19 protein-coding genes and 1 tRNA gene are annotated in these 23512 nt (G+C 64.9%); 9 read left to right on the plus strand and 11 right to left on the minus strand.

Translation table 11 applies throughout. From position 1 onward, the window contains the following. Positions 1 to 17: 17 nt before the first annotated feature. The 5 genes from AC1RHV_RS16000 to AC1RHV_RS16020 form a co-directional block, all read right to left on the minus strand. On the minus strand, positions 18 to 1034 hold the full coding sequence (locus AC1RHV_RS16000; protein ID WP_054458869.1) for an amino acid ABC transporter substrate-binding protein: 1017 nt from the start codon (positions 1032 to 1034) through the stop codon (positions 18 to 20). Between the two features lie 123 nt (positions 1035 to 1157). After that, positions 1158 to 3467, minus strand: a complete 2310-nt coding sequence (locus AC1RHV_RS16005) for a xanthine dehydrogenase family protein molybdopterin-binding subunit (RefSeq protein WP_492301312.1) — start codon at positions 3465 to 3467, stop codon at positions 1158 to 1160. A gap of 70 nt (positions 3468 to 3537) precedes the next feature. Continuing rightward, positions 3538 to 4194 (minus strand): isochorismatase family protein, encoded by a 657-nt coding sequence (locus AC1RHV_RS16010; RefSeq protein ID WP_492301314.1) that lies wholly within the window; start codon positions 4192 to 4194, stop codon positions 3538 to 3540. Further along, a complete protein-coding gene (locus AC1RHV_RS16015; protein ID WP_119451703.1) occupies positions 4191 to 5264 on the minus strand; it encodes a 2,5-dihydroxypyridine 5,6-dioxygenase NicX family protein in 1074 nt (357 codons plus the stop codon). The genes AC1RHV_RS16010 and AC1RHV_RS16015 overlap by 4 nt, the downstream gene beginning before the upstream one ends. 52 nt (positions 5265 to 5316) lie before the next feature. After that, positions 5317 to 6153: an alpha/beta fold hydrolase gene (locus AC1RHV_RS16020; RefSeq protein ID WP_054458877.1), complete on the minus strand. Its 837-nt coding sequence runs from the start codon at positions 6151 to 6153 to the stop codon at positions 5317 to 5319. A 322-nt stretch (positions 6154 to 6475) separates the two neighbouring features. Between AC1RHV_RS16020 and AC1RHV_RS16025 the strand changes: the two genes are divergently transcribed. The 4 genes from AC1RHV_RS16025 to AC1RHV_RS16040 all read left to right on the plus strand — a co-directional run bounded on the left by AC1RHV_RS16025 (position 6476) and on the right by AC1RHV_RS16040 (position 12577). Continuing rightward, a complete protein-coding gene (locus AC1RHV_RS16025; RefSeq protein ID WP_054458878.1) occupies positions 6476 to 7633 on the plus strand; it encodes an FAD-dependent monooxygenase in 1158 nt (385 codons plus the stop codon). Between the two features lie 91 nt (positions 7634 to 7724). After that, on the plus strand, positions 7725 to 8246 hold the full coding sequence (locus AC1RHV_RS16030) for a (2Fe-2S)-binding protein (protein WP_492301317.1): 522 nt from the start codon (positions 7725 to 7727) through the stop codon (positions 8244 to 8246). Further along, positions 8243 to 11200 (plus strand): c-type cytochrome, encoded by a 2958-nt coding sequence (locus AC1RHV_RS16035; RefSeq protein WP_492301319.1) that lies wholly within the window; start codon positions 8243 to 8245, stop codon positions 11198 to 11200. Before AC1RHV_RS16030 ends, AC1RHV_RS16035 begins: the two co-directional genes overlap by 4 nt. A gap of 60 nt (positions 11201 to 11260) precedes the next feature. After that, entirely contained in the window at positions 11261 to 12577 is a 1317-nt protein-coding gene (locus AC1RHV_RS16040; protein ID WP_119451707.1) for an MFS transporter, read from the plus strand. 28 nt (positions 12578 to 12605) lie between these two features. Here AC1RHV_RS16040 and AC1RHV_RS16045 read toward each other — a convergent pair whose 3' ends face one another. Next, a complete protein-coding gene (locus AC1RHV_RS16045; RefSeq protein ID WP_054458885.1) occupies positions 12606 to 13073 on the minus strand; it encodes a MarR family winged helix-turn-helix transcriptional regulator in 468 nt (155 codons plus the stop codon). Between the two features lie 189 nt (positions 13074 to 13262). Here AC1RHV_RS16045 and AC1RHV_RS16050 point away from each other — a divergent pair, with 189 nt between their 5' ends. After that, positions 13263 to 14393: an FUSC family protein gene (locus AC1RHV_RS16050; RefSeq protein WP_054458887.1), complete on the plus strand. Its 1131-nt coding sequence runs from the start codon at positions 13263 to 13265 to the stop codon at positions 14391 to 14393. A 6-nt stretch (positions 14394 to 14399) separates the two neighbouring features. Here the strand turns inward: AC1RHV_RS16050 and AC1RHV_RS16055 are convergent, their stop codons facing one another. Together AC1RHV_RS16055 and AC1RHV_RS16060 are read right to left on the minus strand one after the other, a co-directional pair. Then, positions 14400 to 15248: a DMT family transporter gene (locus AC1RHV_RS16055; protein WP_492301321.1), complete on the minus strand. Its 849-nt coding sequence runs from the start codon at positions 15246 to 15248 to the stop codon at positions 14400 to 14402. 120 nt (positions 15249 to 15368) lie between these two features. Further along, the gene (locus AC1RHV_RS16060) at positions 15369 to 16277 is read right to left on the minus strand and encodes a LysR family transcriptional regulator (RefSeq protein ID WP_054458891.1); all 909 of its coding nucleotides are present in this window, start codon (positions 16275 to 16277) and stop codon (positions 15369 to 15371) included. A gap of 97 nt (positions 16278 to 16374) precedes the next feature. Between AC1RHV_RS16060 and gstA the strand changes: the two genes are divergently transcribed. Then, positions 16375 to 16980, plus strand: a complete 606-nt coding sequence (gstA, locus tag AC1RHV_RS16065; protein WP_492301324.1) for a glutathione transferase GstA — start codon at positions 16375 to 16377, stop codon at positions 16978 to 16980. A gap of 28 nt (positions 16981 to 17008) precedes the next feature. Here gstA and AC1RHV_RS16070 read toward each other — a convergent pair whose 3' ends face one another. Beyond that, on the minus strand, positions 17009 to 17743 hold the full coding sequence (locus AC1RHV_RS16070) for an SDR family oxidoreductase (RefSeq protein WP_199728337.1): 735 nt from the start codon (positions 17741 to 17743) through the stop codon (positions 17009 to 17011). 112 nt (positions 17744 to 17855) lie between these two features. Between AC1RHV_RS16070 and AC1RHV_RS16075 the strand changes: the two genes are divergently transcribed. The 3 genes from AC1RHV_RS16075 to AC1RHV_RS16085 all read left to right on the plus strand — a co-directional run bounded on the left by AC1RHV_RS16075 (position 17856) and on the right by AC1RHV_RS16085 (position 21393). Continuing rightward, complete coding sequence (locus tag AC1RHV_RS16075; protein WP_054458897.1) at positions 17856 to 18671, plus strand: LysR family transcriptional regulator; 816 nt, start codon at positions 17856 to 17858, stop codon at positions 18669 to 18671. 121 nt (positions 18672 to 18792) lie between these two features. After that, entirely contained in the window at positions 18793 to 19782 is a 990-nt protein-coding gene (locus tag AC1RHV_RS16080) for a tripartite tricarboxylate transporter substrate binding protein (RefSeq protein WP_492301326.1), read from the plus strand. Positions 19783 to 20229: 447 nt separating this feature from the next. Further along, on the plus strand, positions 20230 to 21393 hold the full coding sequence (locus AC1RHV_RS16085; RefSeq protein ID WP_192353813.1) for a DUF4268 domain-containing protein: 1164 nt from the start codon (positions 20230 to 20232) through the stop codon (positions 21391 to 21393). 338 nt (positions 21394 to 21731) lie between these two features. On the opposite strand, the gene AC1RHV_RS16090 is transcribed toward AC1RHV_RS16085, so the two are convergent. Together AC1RHV_RS16090 and AC1RHV_RS16095 are read right to left on the minus strand one after the other, a co-directional pair. Then, a tRNA-Leu gene (locus AC1RHV_RS16090) sits at positions 21732 to 21816 on the minus strand. Between the two features lie 169 nt (positions 21817 to 21985). Beyond that, positions 21986 to 23374 (minus strand): uracil-xanthine permease family protein, encoded by a 1389-nt coding sequence (locus AC1RHV_RS16095; protein WP_054459298.1) that lies wholly within the window; start codon positions 23372 to 23374, stop codon positions 21986 to 21988. Positions 23375 to 23512: the final 138 nt, after the last annotated feature.

Genomic DNA, 23512 nt, shown 5'->3' on the forward strand with positions numbered 1-23512 from the left:
GTGGTCCTGCTGTGACTTTAACGCACCGGCCAGCCGTACATCAGCCCGCCATCGCGGTACGAAGCGTTCAGGCCGCGCGGCAGCTTCAGCGGGCTGCTGGGGCCGAGGTTCTTCTCGAAGCTCTCGCCGTAGTTGCCGATGTTCTTGATGATGTTGTAGGCCCACTTGTCGTCCACGCCCAGGTTCTTGCCCATGCCCGGCGTCACGCCCAGGAGGCGCTGCACGTTGGGGTTGGTGCTCTTGAGCATTTCGTCGACGTTCTTGGACGTGATGCCGTATTCCTCGGCTTCCAGCATGGCGAACATGGTCCAGCGCACGACGTTGAACCATTGTTCGTCGCCTTGGCGGACCATGGGGCCCAGCGGCTCCTTGGAGAAGTTCTCCGGCAGGATGTCGTACTTTTCCGGGTTCTCCAGGTTGCTGCGCGCCGCGGCCAGCTGCGACTTGTCGCCGGTGAAGGCGTCGCAACGGCCCACTGCGAAAGCGCGGATGATCTCGTCCAGGCGCTCGACGACCACGGGCTTGAAGACGATGTTCTGCGAGCGGAACCAGTCGGCCAGGTTCAGTTCGGTGGTGGTGCCGGGCTGCACGCAGACCGTGGCGCCGTCCAGCTCCTTGGCGCTTTTCACGTTCAGGGACTTGTTCACCATGATGCCCTGGCTGTCGTAGTAGTTCACGCCCACGCCGATCAGGCCCAGCGTGGTGTCGCGGGTCAGCGAGAGCGTGGTGTTGCGGGGCAGCACGTCGACTTCGCCGGACTGCAGTGCGGTGAAGCGTTGCAGCGCGCTGACCGCCATGATCTTGGCCTTGGAGGCGTCGCCGAACATGGTGATGGCCAGTGCGCGGCACAGGTCCACGTCCAGGCCGATCCAGCCGCCCTTGCTGTCGTTCACCGAGAAGCCGGCGACGCCGGTGGACACGCCGCATTGGACGAAGCCCTTGTTCTTGACCGCCTCGAAAGTCGCGCCGGCGTGGGCGGTCAAGGACGAAATGAGTAAGGCGGTGCCTGCCGCGGCCAGTTTGAGTGCTTTCATGGGTGTCTCCGCGCCATCCGGCGCATTTGTAGCGATCAGCCGAAGGCTGAGGTGCGGCGAATGGTAGCCAGCGGGCCGGAGCGGGAGTATCAGGGAATTCCCGTTAAATCCATGAGGCGGAATTTACGCGTCGCGAGCCGCCGGGAATAGCGCGGCATGCACGGCTTCAGGAGTGAAAGGCGCTTCGTAGAAGCGCAGCCCCGTCGCGTCGAATAGCGCATTGGCAATCGCCGCGGGGCCGGGAACCGACGCGGATTCGCCGGCGCCCATGGGCGGCTCGTCCTGGCGCGGCATCAGCAGCACGTCGATGGCAGGCAGGTTCTTGAAGCCGATGATGGGGTATCCGCCCCATTCCCGGCAGGCCACGCCGGCGTCGTCGAAAACGACCTTCTCCAACAGGCTGCGGCTTAGCGTCTGATTGACGTTGCCATGGATCTGGTGGCGGACGCCGTCGGGATTGACGACCATGCCGGTATCCTGGCCGACGACGATGCGCTCGACGTCGATGCGCCCGCTTGCCGGATCCACGCTCAGGTCGATGACCCATGCGGCCCAGGCGGCGCCGAAACCGGGGAACTTGCTATGCACGTAGCGCGCATAGGCGACGCCCCGGCCATGCAAGCGGCCATCGGCGCCGGGGCGGCCCCGGCTGCCTGGCGTCATCGGGCGCCACTGCGCGCGGGCGGCCGTGGCTTGCAGCAACGCGATGGCGCGCTGATCCTCCAGATGGCGCAGTCGGTACTCGACAGGATCAGCGCCGGCCGCGTGCGCCAGTTCGTCGATCATGCACTCATGGGCAAAGGAGTTGGGCAGGGCCGACACCCCGCGCAACCACGATGCGCGTACCAGCGGCGCCATGTCGTGGCAGACGATGCGCCGGTTGGGATAACGATAGGGCGGCGCGGCCGTGCGGTCGCCCATTTCGAGCGTGCGAGGTTCGGCGGGAATGGCGCCAGTCAGCAGCAGGGCTAGCAATGGCGCGTCGTTGGAGGGGTAGCGGACGCCGAAGTCATAGGCCAGCAGTTCGCCGTCGGCATCGATCGCGGCGCTCACGTCCATCAATTGGCCTGTGCCCTTGGGTTCCCACTGATGTTCCTGTTCGCGCGTGAGCTGTACGCGGACCGGGGCGCCGACGGCGATCGACAGCAGCGCTGCGTCGGCGCAGACGTCGTCCGCGCAGTTGCGGCCATAGCAGCCCGCGGCCTCCAGGCGGATCAGGTCTATCCGATCCTCGCCCAGCTTGAGCAAGCGGTTCAAGTCGGCGCGCAGCATGTGGGGATTCTGCGTGCCGGTCCAGACCGTCAGGCGGCCGCCGCTGAAGTCGGCGACAGCGCAAGACGGGCCGATGGAGGCATGCATTTGATAGGGCCAGACATAGCTGCGGCGCAGATGCGTGGCGGCGCGGGCGCAGGCCGTATCGATGTCGCCTTCCTCGATCAGCGGCCGGGCGGTCGATGGATTGGCGCGGATGGCTTGCTCGAGATCATCCAGGCGCGGCGCGGGCGGAACAGGCTTCCAGCGTACTTTCAGCGCACGCATGGCGGCGATCGCCTGTTCCTCGCGATCCGCGACCACGCCGATGAAATCACCCTGCGCCACCACCTGCACGTTGCCCGGCAGGTGGGCGACGGAGTCGCGGTCCAGATCGGCCAGGCAACGGCCGATGAAGCTGCCGGCGTCACGCCCCGGATGGGGAGGGCGGATCACGCGGCCATGGCGCATGCCGGGCACGCGCACGTCGTGCACGAAGCTGAGTTCGCCGGTGGCCTTGGCGGGAATGTCGACGCGGGCGACGCCCTGTCCCACGATCTTGTATTCGTGGGCGGGCTTGAGGCGGACCTCCTGGTCAGGGGGCGCCAGGAGCAGCCGTATGTGCTGGCCGCGCAGCAGCTGTCCATAGTGCAGCTGCCGCGGGTCGTTGGCGTCGGCGGGCCGGATGACGCCCTCGCGCACCCGCAAGGCATCGCGCGGGATGTCCCATTGCCGAGCCGCGAGCATCAGCAGATGTTCGCGGGCCTGGGCCGCGGCGCGTCGCAGCGGTACCGCCGATATCTGGATGCTGGCGCTGGCGATGGTGGGCCCCTGGTTCGGAGCGGCATTGGTGTGCCCCAGCACCATCTCCAGGCGCGACAAGGGAACCTCGAGTTCTTCCGCGACGATCTGGGCCAACGAAGTGCGGATGCCGGTGCCCAGGTCCACGTGGCCGTTGAAGGCGAGCACGCGCCAGCCGGCGGACGCGGTGTCCTGGGATGGCTGGCCGCTGTCGCCCAGCAACGCAATGAAGATCTCCGGCGTAGCCTGGACATAGTCCGACGCGACACCGGGCTGGCCGGGCGCGGGGCGCGGCGGGGCCGTGGGTTCGCGCACGACCAGCAAGGCGTCGGTATGGGCGAGCAGCGCGCCAGGCATTTCTTCAGGTTGAGGCAGGTTCATGGGGCTGACAGAGTCCGGGCCGGTGGATGATTATGCCGGCATTACCGGACGCCAAGGGCTGGGCCGCCGTTCATGGCCGCGTGTCGGTTATCGCCTGGTCCATGGGCATGACGGCGGCGTACTTCTGCGCCATGTCGAACAGGTTGGCCTCGTGCGGCCCCAGCGCGCGGTCGCCGCAGCAATCGGACACGACCAGCGGCCGGAACCCCGCCTGCATGGCGTCCACCACGCTGGCCCGCACGCAGCCGCTGGTGACGCAGCCCGCAACCAGCAGGGTCTGAACGCCGCGCTGCGCCAGCCATGGCGCCAGCATGGTGCCGAAGAAGGCGGACGGGGTGCTCTTGCGCACCATATACTCGCCGGCGGCGGGGGCCAGTTCCGGCACGATGGCGCTGTTGTGGCTGTGTTCTTTCAGCGCCAGCATGGCCGGTACCTTCAGGCAGAAGATATTGCTGTCGGCATCGTCGTCCGAGAACACGATGCGGCTGTGCGCTACCGGCCAGCCTTGCGCGCGGGCGTGGGCCAACAGATGGCGCGTCTGCGAGATGGCTTCGGGGATGTTGCCGCCGCCCAGAACGGCCGGGTCGGCGAAGCCGTTGACGAAGTCGATGATCAGCAGCCCATAGGGGGCTTTGAGCGGCAGCGGAGTGCCGAAACCCTGCCGCGCATAAGCGGAGATGTCGCCGGCTGTGTCATCGATGCGGGCGGGTTGCTGGGGCGCGTTCATTTGAGCTCTCCTCGGCGCGCAGCGCGGGCCAGTCCCGGTGCATCCTGCACGACTCCGTTAATTACGACTGGCTGGCCGTCCAGGGCGACGCTGCAGCGGCGCATCGGGATGTCGATGTGGCAGGCGGTAGTGCGGCTGCCGCCAGCTTCGTTGTTGGGGCCCATGGACCACAGGAAATTGCCTTCGAAGGCGCGGGCGTCCATGCCGATATGGGCTTCCTTGTTGTAGTGGGCCAGCATGGACCACTGGGCGCGCGGCTGCAGGCCCCAGCCTATGTGGGATACGGCATAGGCCTCGGGATCTTCATACGCGGCCATGTATTCCTTGAGAATGTCGGCCTGCAGCCCGCCATTGATGCGGGTGACGTAGCCATTTTCGACCACGAGCTCGATCGGATCGGTCACGTAATCCTTCATAGGCAGCAGGATGTCTCCGCGGTCCAGTACTACGCGGCCTTGGCTATGGCCCTCGTTGGGCCAGGTCAGCACGAAGCCGCTGGGCCAATGATCCCAACGGCCGGGCTGATCCACGAAACCATATTCGGAAATGGCGGGGAAGTCGCCCAACTGGCAGCGCAGATCGGTGCCGGCCGCCGACGTGATGTGCATTTGGCGCGATGCTTCGATCAGGCGGGCGGCGGCCTGCACGCGGGCGCGGTCCGCCTCGCTCGGCACCAGCCGGCACAGCACTTCGGGCGGCTCGATCGCCAGCAGGATCTTGGTGCCGGTCTGCAGGATCTCGTGTTGTTCGGGGGAGAACAGCAGTGTCATCAGGTCCAGCACCAGGTCGCTGGCGGTCAGCGCCGCGATGGCCGCGGCATTGCCGGTAAGTGGCGTAGCGCCCAGATACGCCAGGGCGTCGCGGCTGATGGACTTGTCGGCGTTGACGGGCGGCAGGTCCAGCCGGGTGACGCGCGCGCCCATGTCGGTGGCTGCGGCGATGGCGCAACGCAGGGTCTGCGGATGCGTGTCGGCGCCGGTAAGCACGGTGACAATCTGGCCGGCTTCCAGCCGGGAGAGGGTGAGCACCTGTTTCCAGGCATGGATCAGATCGGTATCGCTGACGGACATGAGGGTTCCTTGAAGCGGCTGAATGGGAGGCGTGCAGGTCCCGTGCGCGGTATCAGTCCACGGCGTGGCCAAGGAAATCGCCGAAGGCGGCGTAGAAGCCGGCTTCGTTGTCCCACGGAATCATGTGGCCGGCGCCCGACACCCGGACGTGCTGCGTCTGCGGCGCCAGGCCTTGCCATTCGGCGACGTCCTCATCGCTCACGACGCCGCCCCGTTCGGCGGTCATCAGCAGCAGGGGCAAGGCGATGCCAGGCAGGTCGGCGTGTATGTCGTCGCGGCCGAAATCCTCGAAGCTCTGGACGATGGCGGGTTCATGGCAGGTGTGCAGCCACTGGGCGCGCAACTGGCGTTGCGGTTCGGTCCAGGTCGGGCAGAACGCCCGCATGTCTTCGGCGGTCATGCCGCGCGTCGCCTGCCGGATAGAGTCCACGTACCACGCCAGGTTGGCGGGGTAGGCGCGGCGGCCCGGGCCCGAGACGGGCGGGTCGACGATGACCAGGCGCGCCAGCCCCTGCGGCTTCTTGCCCGCGGCGCGCACGGCGATGCGGCCGCCCATGGAATGGCCGACCAGCGCATAGCGCTCCAGTCCCAGCGCCTGCGCGAACGCCGTCACGTCGGCCGCTTGCGCGTCCAGGCCATAGTCCAGGTCAGGCCCGGACGCCGACAGCCCGCGTCCGCGCACGTCCAGCACATAGGTGTCGAATTGGCGGCCCAGGCGTTCGGCCACGAAGCCCCAGGTGACGGCGGGGCTGGTGATGCCGGGAATGATGATGACCGCGAGGCGTTCGGCGCGTTCGCCCTCAGGGCCGCCATAGCGCAGGTAGTGCTGGCGGATGCCGTTCGCATGGACCTGGCCGCCGTAGAGATAGGTGCTGGAGTTCGTCGTCATGGGGGTGCCTTGAGAATCGGACCTAGGGTTTCCGATAAATTCAAAATAAAGTGTATACGCTCTATTCTTGCAAAGAGTGAGGCCGGTAGCCAACCTGGTTTTAGTAGTGGTTTTCACCTAATAAGGTGAAAAACATACGATATTTTTGATTTTGATTTTCGGAATTGCGAGCGAGTTGAGATTCTTGATATCAAAAAATAAAGCGTGTACTTCATAAATTTCCAACTCCAGCGCCTGGCGGCAGCATCTTCGTAAGCCGGCCGGCAACGCGTTCGCGCAATCACTTGTCCAGTCATTCATCATTCAGCAAGGAGTAGCCCCCGTGTCCAAATCCCCTCGTATCGCCATTGTTGGCGCCGGTCTTGGCGGCGCCGCAACCGCTGCGCTGCTGCTCAAGGAAGGACTGAACGTCCGTGTCTACGAGCAGGCGTCGGGGTTTTCGCGGCTAGGGGCTGGCATCCATGTGGGGCCGAACGTCATGAAGATCCTGCGGCGGATCGGCGTCGAAGATGCGCTGAACGCGCAAGGCTCCCACCCGGACTACTGGTATAGCCGCCATTGGGAGACGGGCGATATCCTGGCGCAGATCCCGCTGGGCGACTACGCCGTCAAGAACTACGGCGCGTCCTATCTCACCGTGCATCGGGGCGACTTCCACGCGCTGCTGATCGATGCCTTGCCGAAAAGCGCCGTCGCCTACGGCAAATCGCTGACCAAAGTCGAGGACCGGGGCGATGTGGTGGTGATGCACTTTGCCGACGGTACGTCCGAAGAGGCCGATATCGTGATCGGCGCCGACGGCGTGAACTCCCGCATCCGCGAAGAGTTGCTGGGGCCGGAACTGCCTAAGTACGCGGGCTATCTGGCGCACCGCGCGGTGTTCCCCACGCCGCCGGTCAAGAACGGCATGCTGCCCTTCGATTCCTGCGTCAAGTGGTGGAGCGACGACCGCCACATGATGGTCTATTTCGTGACAGGAAAGGCCGACGAGCTCTATTACGTGACCGGCGTGCCGGTAGAACACTGGGACTTGAACGACCGCTGGCTGCCCAGCAGCAAGGATGAAATGCGCGAGGCTTTCAACGGCTGGCATCCCACGGTGCAGGCGCTGATCGACGCCACCGTCGAAGTGACCAAATGGTCGTTGCTGGAACGCGATCCGCTGCCGCTGTGGAGCCGCGGGCGCATGGTGCTGTTGGGCGACGCCTGCCATCCGATGAAGCCGCACATGGCGCAGGGCGCAGCCATGGCGATCGAGGACGGCGCAATGCTGGCGCGCTGCTTCCGGGAAGTAGGCGTAGATAAGCATGAACTGGCGTTTGCACTGTATGAGGCGAACCGCGCGGAACGCGCCAGCAAGGTGCAGCGCATTTCGCACGACAACACCTGGCTGCGCACCAATGAAGACCCTTCGTGGTGCTTCGGCTATGACGTGTTCAACGAACCGTTGGTCGAACCCAAGGCGCGAGCCGTGGCGTAAGGGTTTGCGCTGCGTGGGGAAAAATGGACTTGATCCCCGGCCTGCGTAGCGGCAACCTTCCTACCTTTCAAACTCAGCCACTGCCACGCCCATGGGATCCATCGTCTATCCAAGCAGCGCCCCGCAGCCGATCCGCCTGATGGTGAATGGATGCGCGTACGATGTGCCGGCTGCGCCCGGCACGGCGCTGCTGCACGTGCTGCGCAATGATCTCGAACTCAATGGCCCGAAGTACGGCTGTGGCCTGGGCGAGTGCGGGGCCTGCACGGTGTTGATAGATGGCGTGGCGGCGCGGTCCTGCGTGATTCCAGTCAAGGCCGCGCTTGGGCGTGCGATCACCACGCTGGAGGGCCTGGGTACGCGGCAACGGCCCGGGCCAACCCAGCAAGCCTTCATCGAGTGTCAGGCGGCGCAATGCGGTTACTGCCTGAACGGGATGATCATGACGGTGGAGGCGCTGCTGCGGCGCAATCCCTGCCCCACTGAAGCAGCATTGCGCAGCGAGTTGCACCACAACCTGTGCCGCTGCGGCACCCATGTAGAGATCATGCAGGCGGCCGTGCGCGCCGTGCAATTGCGCACGGCTGGCGTCGCGAACGATCCCGCCCCATGAGCGCGCACGTTTTCGGGGCCCCGCCGGCAAATGGCGGCCTGCCGACGGTTTTGCCCGCCGACGTATTGCATGGCATTGCGCTGCGGCCGCCTGAACTGGCGTGGGACGGCCTGCGCTACCGCGGCAGCCGGCTGCTGAGCGCGAGACTGGCAGAGGCCGGAGCCCTGGCTGGCGTGGTGGCGACGACGCAGCGTGCGCAGTTCATCGGCGTGGTTGCGGTGACCCTGCTGTATGCCCGGCAAGCCGCGGCAGAGTTGGCCCCCGTGTGGCAATCGGCTGATGCGGGCGAGATACCACGCATGTCCACGTCCGGCTCGGAGCAGATCCGTTACGGCTTGCGCCTGCCGTCGGCCGAGCCGCAAGCCGGCGTTCGCGTCACGGCTTGGAGCGTCGATGGGTATGCAGGCGTATGGCTGCCGGCGTGTGCGCCTGGCGTGCAGCATATTCTGCGGCGTGAGCTCGCGGCCTTGCTACAGCTGCCCGAGGCGGCGATACGGCTGAACATTGTTGACGCCAATGGTGCGACCGCAGTCCACCAGAACATGCCGCATCCGCTGGATCTGATGGATGCGGCTGCGGACGCTGCCTTGCTGTCGCAGGCCGTGGGCCGGCCTGTGTGCGTGGCCTGCCGCGCAGAGGCTGCGGACGAACTGGTGTTGCAAGCCCCTCAACCAGCGGTAGCGCCGGAACCTGCCTCGAACCCGCATGCAACGACGCCTGGCGTCGAGAGCACTCGCGATCAGCCCGCGATCCTTTGGGCGGACGCATCCTGGGCCATGCGCCCGAGCCTGGCGCGCTTGTTGAGCCAGCCCGGGCACGCGCGCGCGTCCGCCCAAGCGACGGTGCGCAGCGATTTCGCCGTGCAGGCCGGTACTCGGGCGGCGCTCCCCCTGCGCGCCAGCGTGGACGAGTTGAATGCGGCGCAAGTGTTTGCCCAGGAAAGCCTGTGGCATGAGCAGGCTTTGGCCCGCGGCGAGGAACCGCTCGCGTGGCGCCTGCGGCATTTGCCCGAAGGACCGGGGCTCGAACTCGCGCGCCAGGTGGTGGAGCGGGCGGAGCTGTCCAGGGACGACAACGACGCGCCGCGCATCGGCGCGTTGCGCGGCACAGGCTTCGCCACGGCGCAGGTGCAGTGCGAGGACGAGACGGGCGCCGCGCGGACGGTATGGAGCGCCTGGGTGGCCGAGGTCACCGTACAGCCTCTTACCGGTCAGGTCGATGTGACGCGGGTGGTCGCCGGGCATGACAGCCAGCACTTGCAGCAGGCCCAAGGCGCGCCGATACGTGCGGCAATCGAGCATCAGACGCCCCGGCTGCTGGCCAATGCCCGTCGCCTGCTGGCGGGGCCGCCAGTCTTCGATGACTGGCGCAGTCCAGCGCTGGATGCCGAAGACGAACAGCACGGCGCATTGAGCCTATACGAAGGACACGATGGCCTGTCGCGCCGTGATGCAACCGAGGACGGCGTGTTGGTCCAGGGACAATTGGGCATGGATGGCGTGGTTACGCTGCCCGCCGCAGCCGCCATTGCCAACGCCATCCAGGACGCAACGGGCGTGCGCCTGCGGCAGGCGCCTTTCGATTCCGAGCAGTTGCGGCTGGCGCTCGCCAGCCGTCGCCGCGAGCGCATGCGCAATCCGCTGAGGCGCGGCTGGGTCTGGCTGGCGGCAGGCATGGCGGGCGTCGCCGGCATGGCCGCCGCGCTCTGGCCTGTCAAACCGGCGCTGCCGTTGACGGCCGGTCCCGACGTGTCGCTGTATTCGTCACGCGCGATCGAACGCGGTCGCCTGGTGGCGGCCGCGGGCGATTGCATTGCCTGCCACACCGCGCCGGGCGGCAAGGCCAATGCCGGCGGCCTGGCGCTGGACACGCCATTCGGCACGATCTACACCACCAACATCACGCCTGACAACGAGACAGGCATCGGCCGGTGGTCATACACGGCGTTCGAGCGCGCCATGCGCCAAGGCGTGCATCAGGACGGGCGCCAGCTGTACCCGGCCTTTCCGTACACGGCCTACGCCAAGCTGAGCGACGCCGACATGCAGGCGCTGTACGGCTACCTGATGTCGCAGCCCGCCGTGCGCGCCGAGCCGCCAAAGACGCAGCTGGCCTTCCCCTTCAGTTTCCGTCCCTTGCTGGCAGGCTGGAATGCGTTGTTTCACGACGCCACGCCGTTCACGCCCGATGCGTCGCGCAGCGCGGAGTGGCTGCGGGGAGCCTATCTGGTGCAGGGGGCCGGACACTGCGCGGCATGCCACTCGCCGCGCAACCGCCTGGGGGCGGAAAAGACGGGCGTGCATTACCTGGCTGGCGGCGAGGCCGAGGGCTGGACCGCGCCCGCGCTGAACCAATTGGCCGCGGGCTCGCGGGCCTGGACGGGAGAGGAACTGTTCCAGTATCTGCGCACGGGGTACTCGCCCCGCCACGGTGTGGCGGCGGGTCCGATGGCGCCGGTGATCCAGGGGTTGGCCGAGCTGCCGGACAGCGACGTAAGGGCCATCACCACGTATTTGCTGGATCTGCCGCAAGCGGCGGGCTCTGCCGGGGCCAAAGCTGCTGAGGCCTCGCCGGCTCCCGCGCCGGCCGCAGCCACGATCCAATCCCTACAGGGCCGGCGGGCAAACGGCGAACGCGTCTACCAGAACGCATGCGCGGTCTGCCACGAGGCAGGCAGCGGCCCGACGCTGTTTGGCGTGAAACCCCAATTGAACGCGAACACCAATCTGCAAGCCGCTACGCCCGACAACCTGATCCAGGTGATTCTCAACGGCATCCAGAATCCGGCCAATGACGAGCTGGGCTACATGCCGGGATTCAAGGACAGCCTTGACGACAGACAGATCGCGGACCTGGTCGGCTATTTGCGGGAACGCCACGCGCCAGGGAAAGACGCCTGGCCAGACACGACGAACATGATTAGCAAGCTGCGCGAGCACGCGGAGCTGAACTAAAGGAAGCGCGGCCACAACGCGTGCGGCAGTTTGTGTTGATCACAACAAGGGGTTTCATCTATGTCAGCTTCATTGGTTTCAGTGGACAAGGCCATTTTGGTGGCCGGCGTCGGCAAGTTCCAGTATCGGCTATTCGTGATTTTTGGCCTGGTCTGGATGGCCGATGCCATGCAGGTGCTGTCGATCGGCTTCAGCGCGCCGTCGATCGCCAAGACCTTTGGCATTACGGTGCCGCAGGCACTGCAAAGCGGCACGTTCTTCTTCATCGGCATGCTGATTGGCGCGTTCGTGTTCGGACGCATGGCCGACCGCATTGGCCGCCGCCCTGTCCTGATGATTGCGGTGATCATCGACGCTTGCGCCGGCGTGGCGTCGGCCTTTGCGCCTGAATTCACCTGGCTGCTGTTCCTGCGCTTCCTGACCGGCATCGGCGTGGGCGGCACGCTACCGGTGGACTACACGATGATGGCCGAGTTCCTGCCCAGCGACCGCCGCGGCCGCTGGCTGGTGCTGCTGGAATCGTTCTGGGCCGTGGGCACCATTCTTCTCGCGCTGCTGGCGCTGGCGGCGACGTCGTGGGGCGACGACGCATGGCGCGTGATCTTCTTCGTGACCGGCCTGCCGGCGCTGGTCGGGGTGGCCTTGCGCTTCTATATCCCCGAATCTCCCATGTACTTGAACCGCAACGGCAAGTCGGACCGGGCGCGCAAGGTGCTGGAAAGGGTGGCGCGGGTCAACCGCCGCGATGTGGACATGCCCCACTTGCAGCCCGAGACGCCGGTGCATAAGTCCATGTTCGCGCTGTTCTCGGGCAACTATCGGCGCCGCAGTATCGGGCTGTTCCTTGCATGGGCGCTGATCTCCATCGCGTACTACGGCGTTTTTGTCTATCTGCCGGTGAAGCTCAGCACTGAAGGCTTCGCATTCATGCGCGGGCAGGAGTTCCTGGTGGTGCTGGCGCTGGTGCAACTGCCCGGCTTCGCGCTGTCCGCCTACGGCGTGGAGCGCTGGGGACGCAAGCCCACGCTGGTCGGATTCCTGTTGCTGAGCGCGGTGGGATGCATGCTGTACAGCCTGGGCACGTCGCCGTTCGTGGTGATCGGATCTACCCTGCTGATGAGTTTCTCGCTGCTGGGAACGTGGGGCGCCTTGTACGCGTTCACGCCGGAGGTGTATCCGACCGACCTGCGTGCCAGCGGCATGGGCATGGCGGGAGCCGTGGCGCGTTTCGGCGGACTTTTCGCGCCGGCCATCATCGCGCCCATCATGGCCAGCCACTTCACGCTGTCCTTGGCCGTGCTGTCCAGCATGCTGGTCGCAGGCGCCATCGCGATCTGGTCGGTCGACGTGGAATCGCGCAACCGCGCGCTGGACTGACCTTTGCCTGACGGACGGCGGCGAACAGTCAACCCTGTTCGTCGCCGTTCAGCATTTTCGTCAATAGATAGTTCAGCGCCAGGCGTTCGGCAGGATTCAGGTTGCCGTACGTGCTTTCCGTGATCTGCTTGGCGAACGGCTCCATCTGCTGCACCAGTTCCTGGCCGATGGGCGTCAGGTTGATGACGACTTTGCGGCGGTCGACGGGGTCATGGTCCACCTGGACCAGTTCACGCTGCTTGAGCCTGTCGACCACGCCGCGCACCGTGGCCTGGTCGATGACCGTGGCCTTGACCAGATCGGCCAGCGAGCTCGCGCCCTTGTCCCGCACCGAACACAGCACGACGAACTGCGCCGCGGTGAGTTGGGAATCGGGAATGTACTGCTGGAATAGGGCGGTATGCCGCTGGTACACGCGCCGCAGCAGGTGACCGACTTGATCAGAAAACAAATAGCCATCCGTATTGGACGAGGACTTGCCTTTTATATTGCGCATAAGCCTATCCGAAGCAATGCAATGAGCATCATGATTTTTGTCAACGGCACACGCATTGGACGTGCTGAACGTACGGACTGAGCACGGATTTTACTGTGATGCCGCCGGTTGGGCGTCCTTGCCGCCTCTATCCACATTGCAGCCAGGCGGCGACAATGGCAAGCATGGAATTTCCGATCGGGCCTGTACATGAACAATAGCGATGAGCCGCAGGGTGGCGGCGGCCGTCCCGATTCCTGGCGTTCATTCGCCTTTGCAAAAGCGCGCCTGCTGGGCGTGTGGCGCGAACTGATCCGGGTCAACGCCAGCGACCGGCCCTGGGAAATGCCTTTGGCCGCGGCCCTGTCCTCCGGGCTGCCCTTGCTGGTGGGTGCCTATTTCGGCCGCATGGACTACGGCCTGATGTCGAGCCTGGGCGGCATGGTGTTCCTGAGCCTGCCCAATTCCTCGCTACAGCACCGCATGATGATGCTGTTGGCGGCGTCCTTCGGCATGGTGGCCTGCTATGCGGTGGGCGCGCTGACGCAGTTCTGGCCTGCTGTCATGCTGGTGGCGTTGACCTTCATCGCCATGGTGGTGAACATGGTCTGCCGCTGCTACCGGCTGGGGCCGCCGGGCAGCCTGTTCTACATCATGGCGACTGCGATCGCGGCCTACACGCCGGGGAGCGTGGAAGAAATCCCCACACGCGTCGGCATGGTGGCCTTGGGCAGCCTGGTTGCGTGCCTGGTGGCGTTTGTGTATTCCCTGCACATGACGCGGGTCGCGCCGCCGCCGCCCGAAACCGCGTTGCCCAGGCCCACGTTCGATTTCGTGGTCTACGACTCTGTAATCATTGGCCTGTTCGTGGGTGTGTCGCTGTTGGTGGCCGAGTTGTTGCAACTGCCGCGGCCTTACTGGGTGCCCGTCAGCTGTTTGGCGATCATTCAGGGCGCGACCCTGATGGCGGCCTGGAACCGTCAGCTGCATCGCATCCTGGGCACCGCCGTGGGCTTGTGCGTGGCATGGGCCTTGTTGAGCCTGCCGCTGAACGTATGGACCTTGAGCCTGGTGATGATGGCGCTGTCGTTCGGCATAGAAACGCTGGTGGTGCGCCATTACGCCAGCGCCGTGGTGCTGATCACGCCCTTGACGATCTTCCTGGCCGAGGCGCCGCACCTGGGACAGGGCTATCCCGCGGCCGTCATCGAGGCCCGCTTCCTGGATACGGTGGTCGGCGCGTTCATCGGCGCCGTGGGCGCCGTGCTGCTGCACAACCAGCGCATCCGGCCGCGCTTGTCGCGCTGGATGCGGGCGGTGCTGCCCAAGCGCGTGAACTGAAAAGGGCTATCGAGCCGGCCGCTTGACCAGCACCACCAACGCGATGCCGAGCAGGATCAGCACCGACGCCGTCACCAGGATTCCGGTCACGGGCTCATCCAGGAACAGGGTCCCGCCAAATGCCGTCAACACTGGCACGCTGAGCTGCACGGTGGCGGCGTGAGTCACTTTCAGGCCTTTGAGCGCCGCATACCAGACGACATAGCCCAGGCCCGAGGTCACCGCGCCGGAAGCCACAGCATATGCCACGCCCGCAGCGTCGTAGCCCACGCGTGAGCTCAGCCCGTGCAGCAGGAATAGCAACAATGCGACAGGGGTGGCGCGGATGAAGTTGCCCGCCGTCGCCGAGGCCGCGTCCCTGGCGCGGCGGCCCAGCAGCGAATAGGCGCCCCACGCGACGCCGGCCGCGATCATCAGCAAGGCGTGGAACAACGGCGGGGCGCTGACGCTGGGCAACATCAGGATCACCAGGCCGGCCACCGCCAGGCCTATGCCCAGCCCCTGCGTGATGCTCAGCCTCTCGCCGATGAAGAATCCATACAGGATCATGCTGATCTGGATCGACGCGAACAGCAGCAAGGCGCCCGTGCCAGCCGGGATCTGGGTGTAGGCATAGGCGAAGGCCACGGCATAGGCCAGCAGCGCCAACGCACCATGCCAATTGCCTTCCAGCTGTTTGGCCGGCTTGCGCATGCGTAATACCAGCCACAGCACCAATGCGCCGGAAGCGATGCGGATGGCCACGAAGGTGGCTGGATCGATCGCGGTCTGCTTGAGCGCAAGGCGGCACAGCAGCGAGTTGCCGGCGAAGGCAAGCATGGAGAGCAGGGTGAGCGCGTACAGGCGGGGTGTCATGGCGCGTTGTTTCCCTAGGGCAGCGCTTCGGCGATCGTGTCCGGAAAAAGCGGGGTGGAACGATGATCAAATCGTAGCGCGGAGTTTCGGCTGGCGGTTGGGATACGCGTGCGATTCGTCTCAGTGGGTACGTACTTTGGCCGAAGCTTTTGAGCTGAGGGCATGGGCGGCATGCTGCCACAGCGCGCCCACTGCCGCGGATTGCCGTCCAGCGGCAGAGCGCACCAGCCCGAACTCCCGGCGCGCCGCCGGGCTCAGCGGCAAGGCGCGCAACTGGCGCATGTCCGCGGGCAGCGTGGACTCGGGAACCACCGCGACCCCCATGCCCTCGCGCACCAGCGCGCAGGCGCTGGCCCAGTCGCGGACCGTGACGCGGATGTCGTTGAGTTCCAGTCCGGCCTTGCGCGCCAGGCTCAGGCCATTCACGGCGCAGCCGCCGGTCGCGAGAATGAACGGTTCATCGGCCAGCTCGGCCAGTGCGACGCCCCGCGACGACGCGCGGCGGCTGAGCGCATGCATGCCGGGCAGCAGCGCCATCCAGCGATCGCGGCCCAGGATCAGGGCTTGCCTTTGCGTTGCGGGGTTCATCACCACGCCCAGATCAATGGCGCCGCGCGACAGCCATTCCTCGACCTCTTCATCCGTGCCCTCCAAGGCCACCACCTCGATGCCGGGGTGGCGCAGCCGGAAGCCGTGCAGCAGGGGCGGCAGCAGCGTCGAGATGACCGAGGGAAAGCTGCCCAGCCGAATGCGGCCCTGGCTCAGTCCCTGGCTGTCGTCGGCCAGGGCGCGGATGGACTCCAGGTGAGACAGCATCGCGCGGGCGTGATCGATGACCTGTTCGCCCAGCGCCGTTACCGCCACTTCCTTGCGGGAACGGGTGAAGACCTGGAGCCCCAGCGACGCTTCCAGCTGCGCAATGGCCTGGCTGGCGCCGGACTGGGTGATGCCCACGCGCTCGGCGGCGCGGGAGATGTTGCCTGTGTCGGCCGTCGCGACGAGCAGGCGCCAATGTCCCAGGTTCAACATATTAAGTAGCTGAGCTAATGATAGGAAAATAGAGCATTAATTTTACCCGTGCCTCGCAGCGCGCGAGACTTCTCCCATGTCGTTTCCCGGAGAAGCCATGAAGCTCTACTACGCCCCGCATACCTGCTCGCTGTCGCCGCACATCGTCTTGCGCGAACTTGAATTGCCCTTCGAACTGGTCAAAGTGAACAACCAGACCAAGCAGGCCGCGGACGGCCGCGATTTCCGCACCATCAATCCCAAAGGCTATGTCGCCGCGCTGGAGCTGGTAGATGGCGATGTGCTCACTGAAGGGCCGGCCATCGTCCAGTACCTGGCCGACCTGCGTCCTGGCATGCAGCTGGCGCCACCCAATGGCACGCGCGAACGCACGCGGCTGCAGGAATGGCTGAACTTCCTAACCAGCGAGATCCACGCAGGATCGGCGCCCTTGTTCCAGTCGGCCTTGCCCGAAGCCGCCAAGGCGCATTTCCGCGAACGGCTCTTCAAGCGCTTCGACTACCTGGACGGCATCCTGGCCGAAAGCACCTACTTGATGGGCCAGCAGTTCAGCGTGGCCGATGCCTATCTGTTTACCGTGCTGGGATGGTGCAGGTTCTTTGCGATCGACCTGGATCGCTGGCCATCCCTGGCGGCATACGCGGCCCGCATCGGAGAGCGCCCTGCGGTGCGGGCCGCGCTGCGCGCAGAGGCGCAGGGCTGAACGTCATGCGGCCACGGCAACGGATGCATTAGGCCTGTTGGCGCGTGGCCGCCAGCACGATTTCCCGCACGCAAACCCCGTCCGGCTGCGCATAGGCGTAGTGGATGGCGTTGGCCACGTCCTCGGCGGCCAGCACCTTGCCGCCCATCTCGGCCTTCCAGGCCTCGTAGCCCGTCTTGATGTCCGCATCGGTGGTATGGCCCAGCAGCTCGGTTTCCACGGCGCCCGGTGCGATGGTGGTCACGCGCACGTTGTGCGCCGACAGTTCCTCGCGCAGGTTTTCCGACAAGCCGTGCACGGCGAACTTGGTACCCACGTAGGCCACGTGATTGGGGAAAGTCTTGCGCCCGGCCACCGAACTGATGTTGATGATGCTGCCGCGCTTGCGTTGGACCATGCCGGCCGCGACCGCATGGACGCCGTTCAACACGCCTTTCACATTCACGTCCAGCATCCGGTCCCATTGGTCCGGGTCCTGGCGCGTGATGTCGCCCAACAGCATGACGCCCGCATTGTTGATGAGCGCATCGGCCGGCCCGAAGCGCGCTTCGCCTTGCTGCACGGCGGCGGCCAGCGCGGCGCGGTCGGTCACGTCCACGGACAGCGCCAGGGTGTCGGGCAGGTTCAGCGCCTGCATTTTTTCCAGCCGGCGGGCCAGCAGCAGTAGCGGGTGGCCGTGAGCCGAGAACAGGCCGGCGGTGGCCAGGCCGATGCCGGAACTGGCGCCCGTGATGATGACCAGCGGTTTCTTCATAGTTGACATGGTGGGCTCCTGATATCGGTTTTATGTATGCTTGAGTGATCGGAAATCATTCTATTCCCGGGGATTCTCCCTGAGAAATGGTTTATTCCTTTGGAAGAAATCGGAAAATCTTATGGATAGCCGCCAACTCAAGGCCTTTGTCGCCGTCTTCGAAGAGCGCAACATCACGGCCGCCGCCCGTCGCCTGCACCTGAGCCAGCCGGCTCTGTCCGGCACGATCAAGAGCCTGGAGGACTTGCTGGGCACGCAATTGTTCGCACGCCAGGCGCGGGGCGTGGCCGTGACGGAGGACGCCCGCATCCTGTATCCACAGGCGCGTCGCATCCTGTCGCAGACGGACTCGATGACGCATCAGTTCCGCCATGGTTCGTCTGCGTCGCGCATCGAGATCGGCGTGGAGGCGGATATCGCAGGGCCGGACATCGCGGCCTTCATGCGCGCGGCACAGGAAGTCGTGCCGGGGCTTTTCGTGAATCTGCTTGAAGGATGCCAGGGCGATGCCCGACTGGCGACCGAAGACGAGCGTTGCGAGGACGAGCTGTTCTTGCCGCTGTCCGTCGACCCCTATGTGCTGGCCCTGCCCGCGGGCAGCGGCGCCGACGCGGCATTGCCGTGGATTGTGTGCCCGAGCCACCCGACGCATCAGCGCCTGCTGCCCTTCTATGGCGCCGGTGCAAATACGCCGGCCGCGCACGCCGGATCGCTGCGCCTGGCCTTGGCGTTGACGGCCGCCGGCGCGGGCATGTGCGTGGCGCCGGAATCCCTCGCCCGTAGCCAGGCCGGCGTGGCGATCAGGCCGCTGGAAGGACTGGAGATGTCGCGGCGCATCGGACTTTGCTATGCGGTGCAATCGTTGGACAAGTCGGTGGTGGCAACGCTGGTGGAGCGGCTCGGGGATCCTGCGGTCCGGGCCAGGCATACAACATAGAGAAGCCTTTCAACGCCATCGATAGGCTGGGCCAGCCTGCAACTTCACTCGTTAAGTTGTAGTCTTGCGCCTTTCGCCAATAAACATGGCCGCGCCGCGGCCGATCAGGGAGGAGATAACTATGACAACGCGATCCGGCGCCAAGCTGGGCAAGGCGGTACTGGGGATGACGCTGGCTGCCGTGGCGTTTACCGCATCGGTTTCCAATGCGCAGACGGATGACTACCCTTCGCAGCCGATCAAACTGATCGTGCCCTTTGCCGCCGGAGGCGGCAATGACGGGATCGCGCGTCTTCTGGGGCAGTTGCTGTCCGATGGCCTGAAGCAGCCCGTGGTGGTGGAGAACCGCCCCGGCGCGGGCGGCAAGCTGGGTGTGGAGCAGGGCCTGAAGGCAGCGCCCGATGGCTACACCCTGACCTTGATTTCCAACAGCTATTCCGTCAACCCCAGCCTGTACAAGCTGCCGTTCGATCCGGTCGAGGACATGACGCCGATCGGCATGATCGCGCGTGCGCCGTTCTTCGTATCGGTCAATCCCAGCGTGCCGGCGGATAGCCTGGGTGACCTGGTGGCGTTGGCCAAGAAGAAGCCGGGCGGGTTGACCTATGCCTCGTCGGGTACGGGCGGCATATCGCATCTGGCGATGGAGGCCTTCTTGAAGACGGCCGGTATCACCATGGTCCATATCCCGTACAAAGGGTCCGCGCCGGCTCTGACGGACACGGTCTCAGGCCAGGTCAACGCGATGCTGACCACGGCCGGCTCGACCCTGCCTTACCGCGAGGACAAGCGCCTGAAGGTGCTGGCCGTGACCTTGCCGCAGCGCGTGTCCTCGGCGCCGGACATCCCGACGGTGCGTGAGGCTGGCGTGCCGTATGACGTGACGGTGTGGTACGGCATCATCGCGCCCAAGGGCGTGCCGCCGCAGGTGCAGGTCAAGCTGAACGCCGCGATCAATGCGGCTGTTGTCATGCCTGAGATGGCTGATCGTCTGAAGGCGACAGGGGAAGAGGCCGCGCCGGGTAGCCCGCAGGATTTTCGCGATCAGATCGTGAAGGAGATTTCTTTGTGGGGCGATGTGGTGCGCGAGGCGGGCGTGACGGTTAATTGATCGTCTTGCGTGGAACTGGGCACAGGACTGTCAACATCCGTCTACAACAGTCTGTGCCGAGTGGTCGGACGCCAAAAAGCTTGAACTCACAAGCAGAAGGATCACATCCGCCGCGTTGATCTGCTGATCAATCTCCGCTTCCAAGCGGCAGCCCGCGACAATACGGCGGTCATGCCAAGACTCGATGAGTCCCTAGTGTTGCAAGGGCGCGAGGTGTTTTTCGAGCTGATCGCGATATTGCTCGTCATCATGCGAATAAGAGAAAAATAACTTGGCCATCGAAGATCCTCTGTCTGTAAAGCCGCCTACCTCCCCCGGGGGCCGCGACTGCACCACAAGGCTTGATGAAGTATGATTTTGTAACATAGTGGCCTCTAGCACTGCTCCTACCGGGCGTGCCCGCATTGCCCACATGCGTCCCAACAACGGAAACCGGATTGACCATACATGTTCCGAATTGACCATGCATCGAATCGCATCATCAAGCTGAAGGAGGTGAGTTTTTCGGAACTGGGATTCACCGAACGGCACCATCTTCAGGAATGGCTGGCTAATCAGCCAGATGCTCTGGGCGAAGAGCTTCTCATCATCCAAAAGGAATTCGACGGCTTCGACGACACCCGGGAGCGACTCGACCTGCTGGCCATCGATAAGAACGGTGACTTAGTCATCATCGAGAACAAGCTTGACGACTCGGGAAAAGACGTCGTTTGGCAAGCTCTCAAATACGCCTCCTACTGCTCAACCTTGTCGAAGTCACAGATCGCCGAGGTCTTTCAGAAGTATCTGGACAAGTCCGGACCGGGCCAGGATGCGAAGGCGCTCATCTGCGACTTTTTGGGACAGGAAGAATTTGCGGAGGTCGTGCTGAACCCCGGCAACGATCAGCGTCTCATCATGGTGGCGGCGCAGTTCCGAAAGGAAGTGACATCCACTGTTTTGTGGCTATTGAAGCATCGGGTGTTCGTGAAGTGCTTTCGAGCGACGCCGTTCAAGGACGGAGACGATCTGTTCCTCACTGTCGAACAGGTCATTCCGCTTCCAGAAGCCGAAGAACTCATGATTGGCATTTCCGAAAAGGAAGACGAGGAACAGTCCTCGGAGCGCGGCCAGGCGACACGGTATCAGTTGCGCACGGATTTCTGGCATGCGGCCCTAGAGGCGCTTCGGACAGCGAATGTGGAACTCTACGCCAACGTCAGTCCCAGCCGAGACCATTGGCTCAATGCGGGCTCCGGCGCCAGCGGCATCTACTATTCGATGATCTTCAACAGAGACGAGGCGCGGGTAGAGTTCGCCCTAGGCACACGATCGAAGGAGGCGAACAAAGCGCTGTTCGACTACCTCTACGCACGCCGGGAGGAGCTTGAGGTGGCTTTCGAAGGTCCGCTGTCCTGGCGGCGCATGGACGACAAAAAGGTGTCACTGATCGAATGCGCTGCTTCCTTCGACGGACACAACCGAGAGAGCTGGCCAAGCATGATTAAGTGGCTCGTCGAACATGTGAGAAGAATGGAGAATGCATTCGACAAGGAGATTCCTGCACTTCGGCACCTCGCGAAAACGCAGTTCTCGAAGGAGGCCACAGTCGAAGAGATGGCACTTTCATGAAAATGCTCGAGCCGGTGCGGACAGTCAGGGGCGCCCAAAGCCGAGCTTTGGCGGCTGACGGTGCCGACAAGATACCGGCAGAGGCGGCTGCGCACAAATGCCAGCATTGGCGATAGCCCGGACAAGCCCAGAATGCTCAGCGATGCCTCGGTCTGGCCTCAAAGTAGGCGCTCTGAGGCGTGCGTTTCCGTTCGCTGTAGAGCCAAGGTGCATGATAGGGGTCCACGGGGATTGCCGATATTCGTAGCCTGAGTTGGGATATTTCGCTAACGGCGACGCTCACCGTCTTTCAAAGCAAAAAGCCGTCCCTGCATTTGCAGGGACGGCTTTTTGAATTCTGGTGCCCGGGGCCGGAATCGAACCGGCACGCCTTGCGGCGGGGGATTTTGAGTCCCCTGCGTCTACCAATTTCACCACCCGGGCTAGGAGGTCGCGGACACGTCCAGATGACGGTCGCGGGAGAAGCGAAGACGGCGATTATATGCGGTCTGGGAAAAATTGTCAGGCGGCCCTGGATCCTGCCATCTGACGGGGGCCAGTCCCTCCGCACACAGGCGCAGGCCGGGACCGGCTTTCCGAGGAATTCGCAGCCTTACTTCTTCTCAGGCAAAAACCAGTTCATCACCAGCGCGCAGATGCCGCCGGTGGCGACGCCCGACTCCAGCACGTTCTTCACGGCATGGGGCAGGTGCGACAGGATTTCCGGCACTTGCGACACGCCCAGGCCCAGGGCCAGGGACACGGCGATGATCAGCAGGGCGCGGCGGTCCAGGTGGATGCCGGCCAGGATGTTGATGCCGGACGCGGCGACCGCGCCGAACATGACCATGGCGGCGCCGCCCAGGACGGGTTCGGGCACGGCCTGCAGGATGCCGGCCACGGCCGGGAACAGGCCCAGCAGGATCAGCATGCCGGCGATCCATACGCCGACGTGGCGGCTGGCGATGCCGGTCAGCTGGATCACGCCGTTGTTCTGCGCGAAGACCGAGCTGGGGAAGGTGTTGAAGACCCCGGCCAGGAGCGAATTCGCGCCGTTGACCAGGACGCCGCCCTTGATGCGCTGCATCCACAGCGGGCCTTCGACGGGCTGCTTGGAGACCTTGCTGGTGGCGGTGACGTCGCCGATGGCTTCCAGGGACGTGACCAGGTAGATGATCAGCATGGGCACGAACAGCGCCCACGAGAAACCCAGGCCGAAGTGCAGCGGGGTGGGGATCTGGAACAGGGCGGCTTCGCGGGCGCCGGTGAAGTCTAGGCGGCCCATGTAGGCGGCGGCGATGTAGCCGACGGCCAGCGCCAGCACCAGGGCGGTGCTGCGCACCCACACGACCGGCACGCGGTTCAGCAGGATGATGGTGCCCAGGACCAGGCCGGACAGCGTCAGGTTCTCGGCGCTGGCGAAGGTGCCGTTGCCCATGGCGCTGTAGCCGCCGCCCATGCTGATGAGGCCGACCTTGATCAGCGTCAGGCCGATCAGCAGCACGACGATGCCGGTGACCAGCGGGGTGATCAGGCGCTTGACGAAGGGCAGGATGCGGCTGATGCCCATTTCGACGAAGGAGCCGGCGATGACCACGCCGAAGATGGCGGCCATGACGGCTTCGACCGGGGTGCCTTGCTTGACCATGACCGAGCCGCCAGCGATCAGCGGGCCGACGAAGTTGAAACTGGTGCCCTGCACGATCAGCAGTCCGGCGCCCAGGGGGCCGAAGCGCTTGCACTGGACGTAGGTGGCGATGCCGGAGATGACCAGCGACATGGACACGATCAGGGTGGTGTCGCGGGTGCTCACACCCAGGGCCTGGCAGATCAGCAGGCCGGGGGTGACGATGGGAACCAGGATGGCCAGCAGGTGCTGCAGGGCGGCGACAAAGGCCACGGGAGGCGCGGGACGGTCGTCGGGGCCGTAGACCAGGTCAGGGCTGGGGTCGGCGTCGGATGAGCCGTGGGGGGCGGGTTGGGTCAGGGAGGCGGGTTGCATGGCGGATGGGCCGGCCAGGGATGGGTAGGGGAGGAAAGTGCGGGATTTTAGCGGGGAAGGCCCCGTGCCGTCCGGGGACGGACCGGGAGGGGGGCGCAGGCGCGGGCCGGGATCTCCGCCGCTGGTTAGAATCCCTGG

It is taken from the genome of Achromobacter sp. GW823-FHT04E03 (assembly GCF_058796095.1).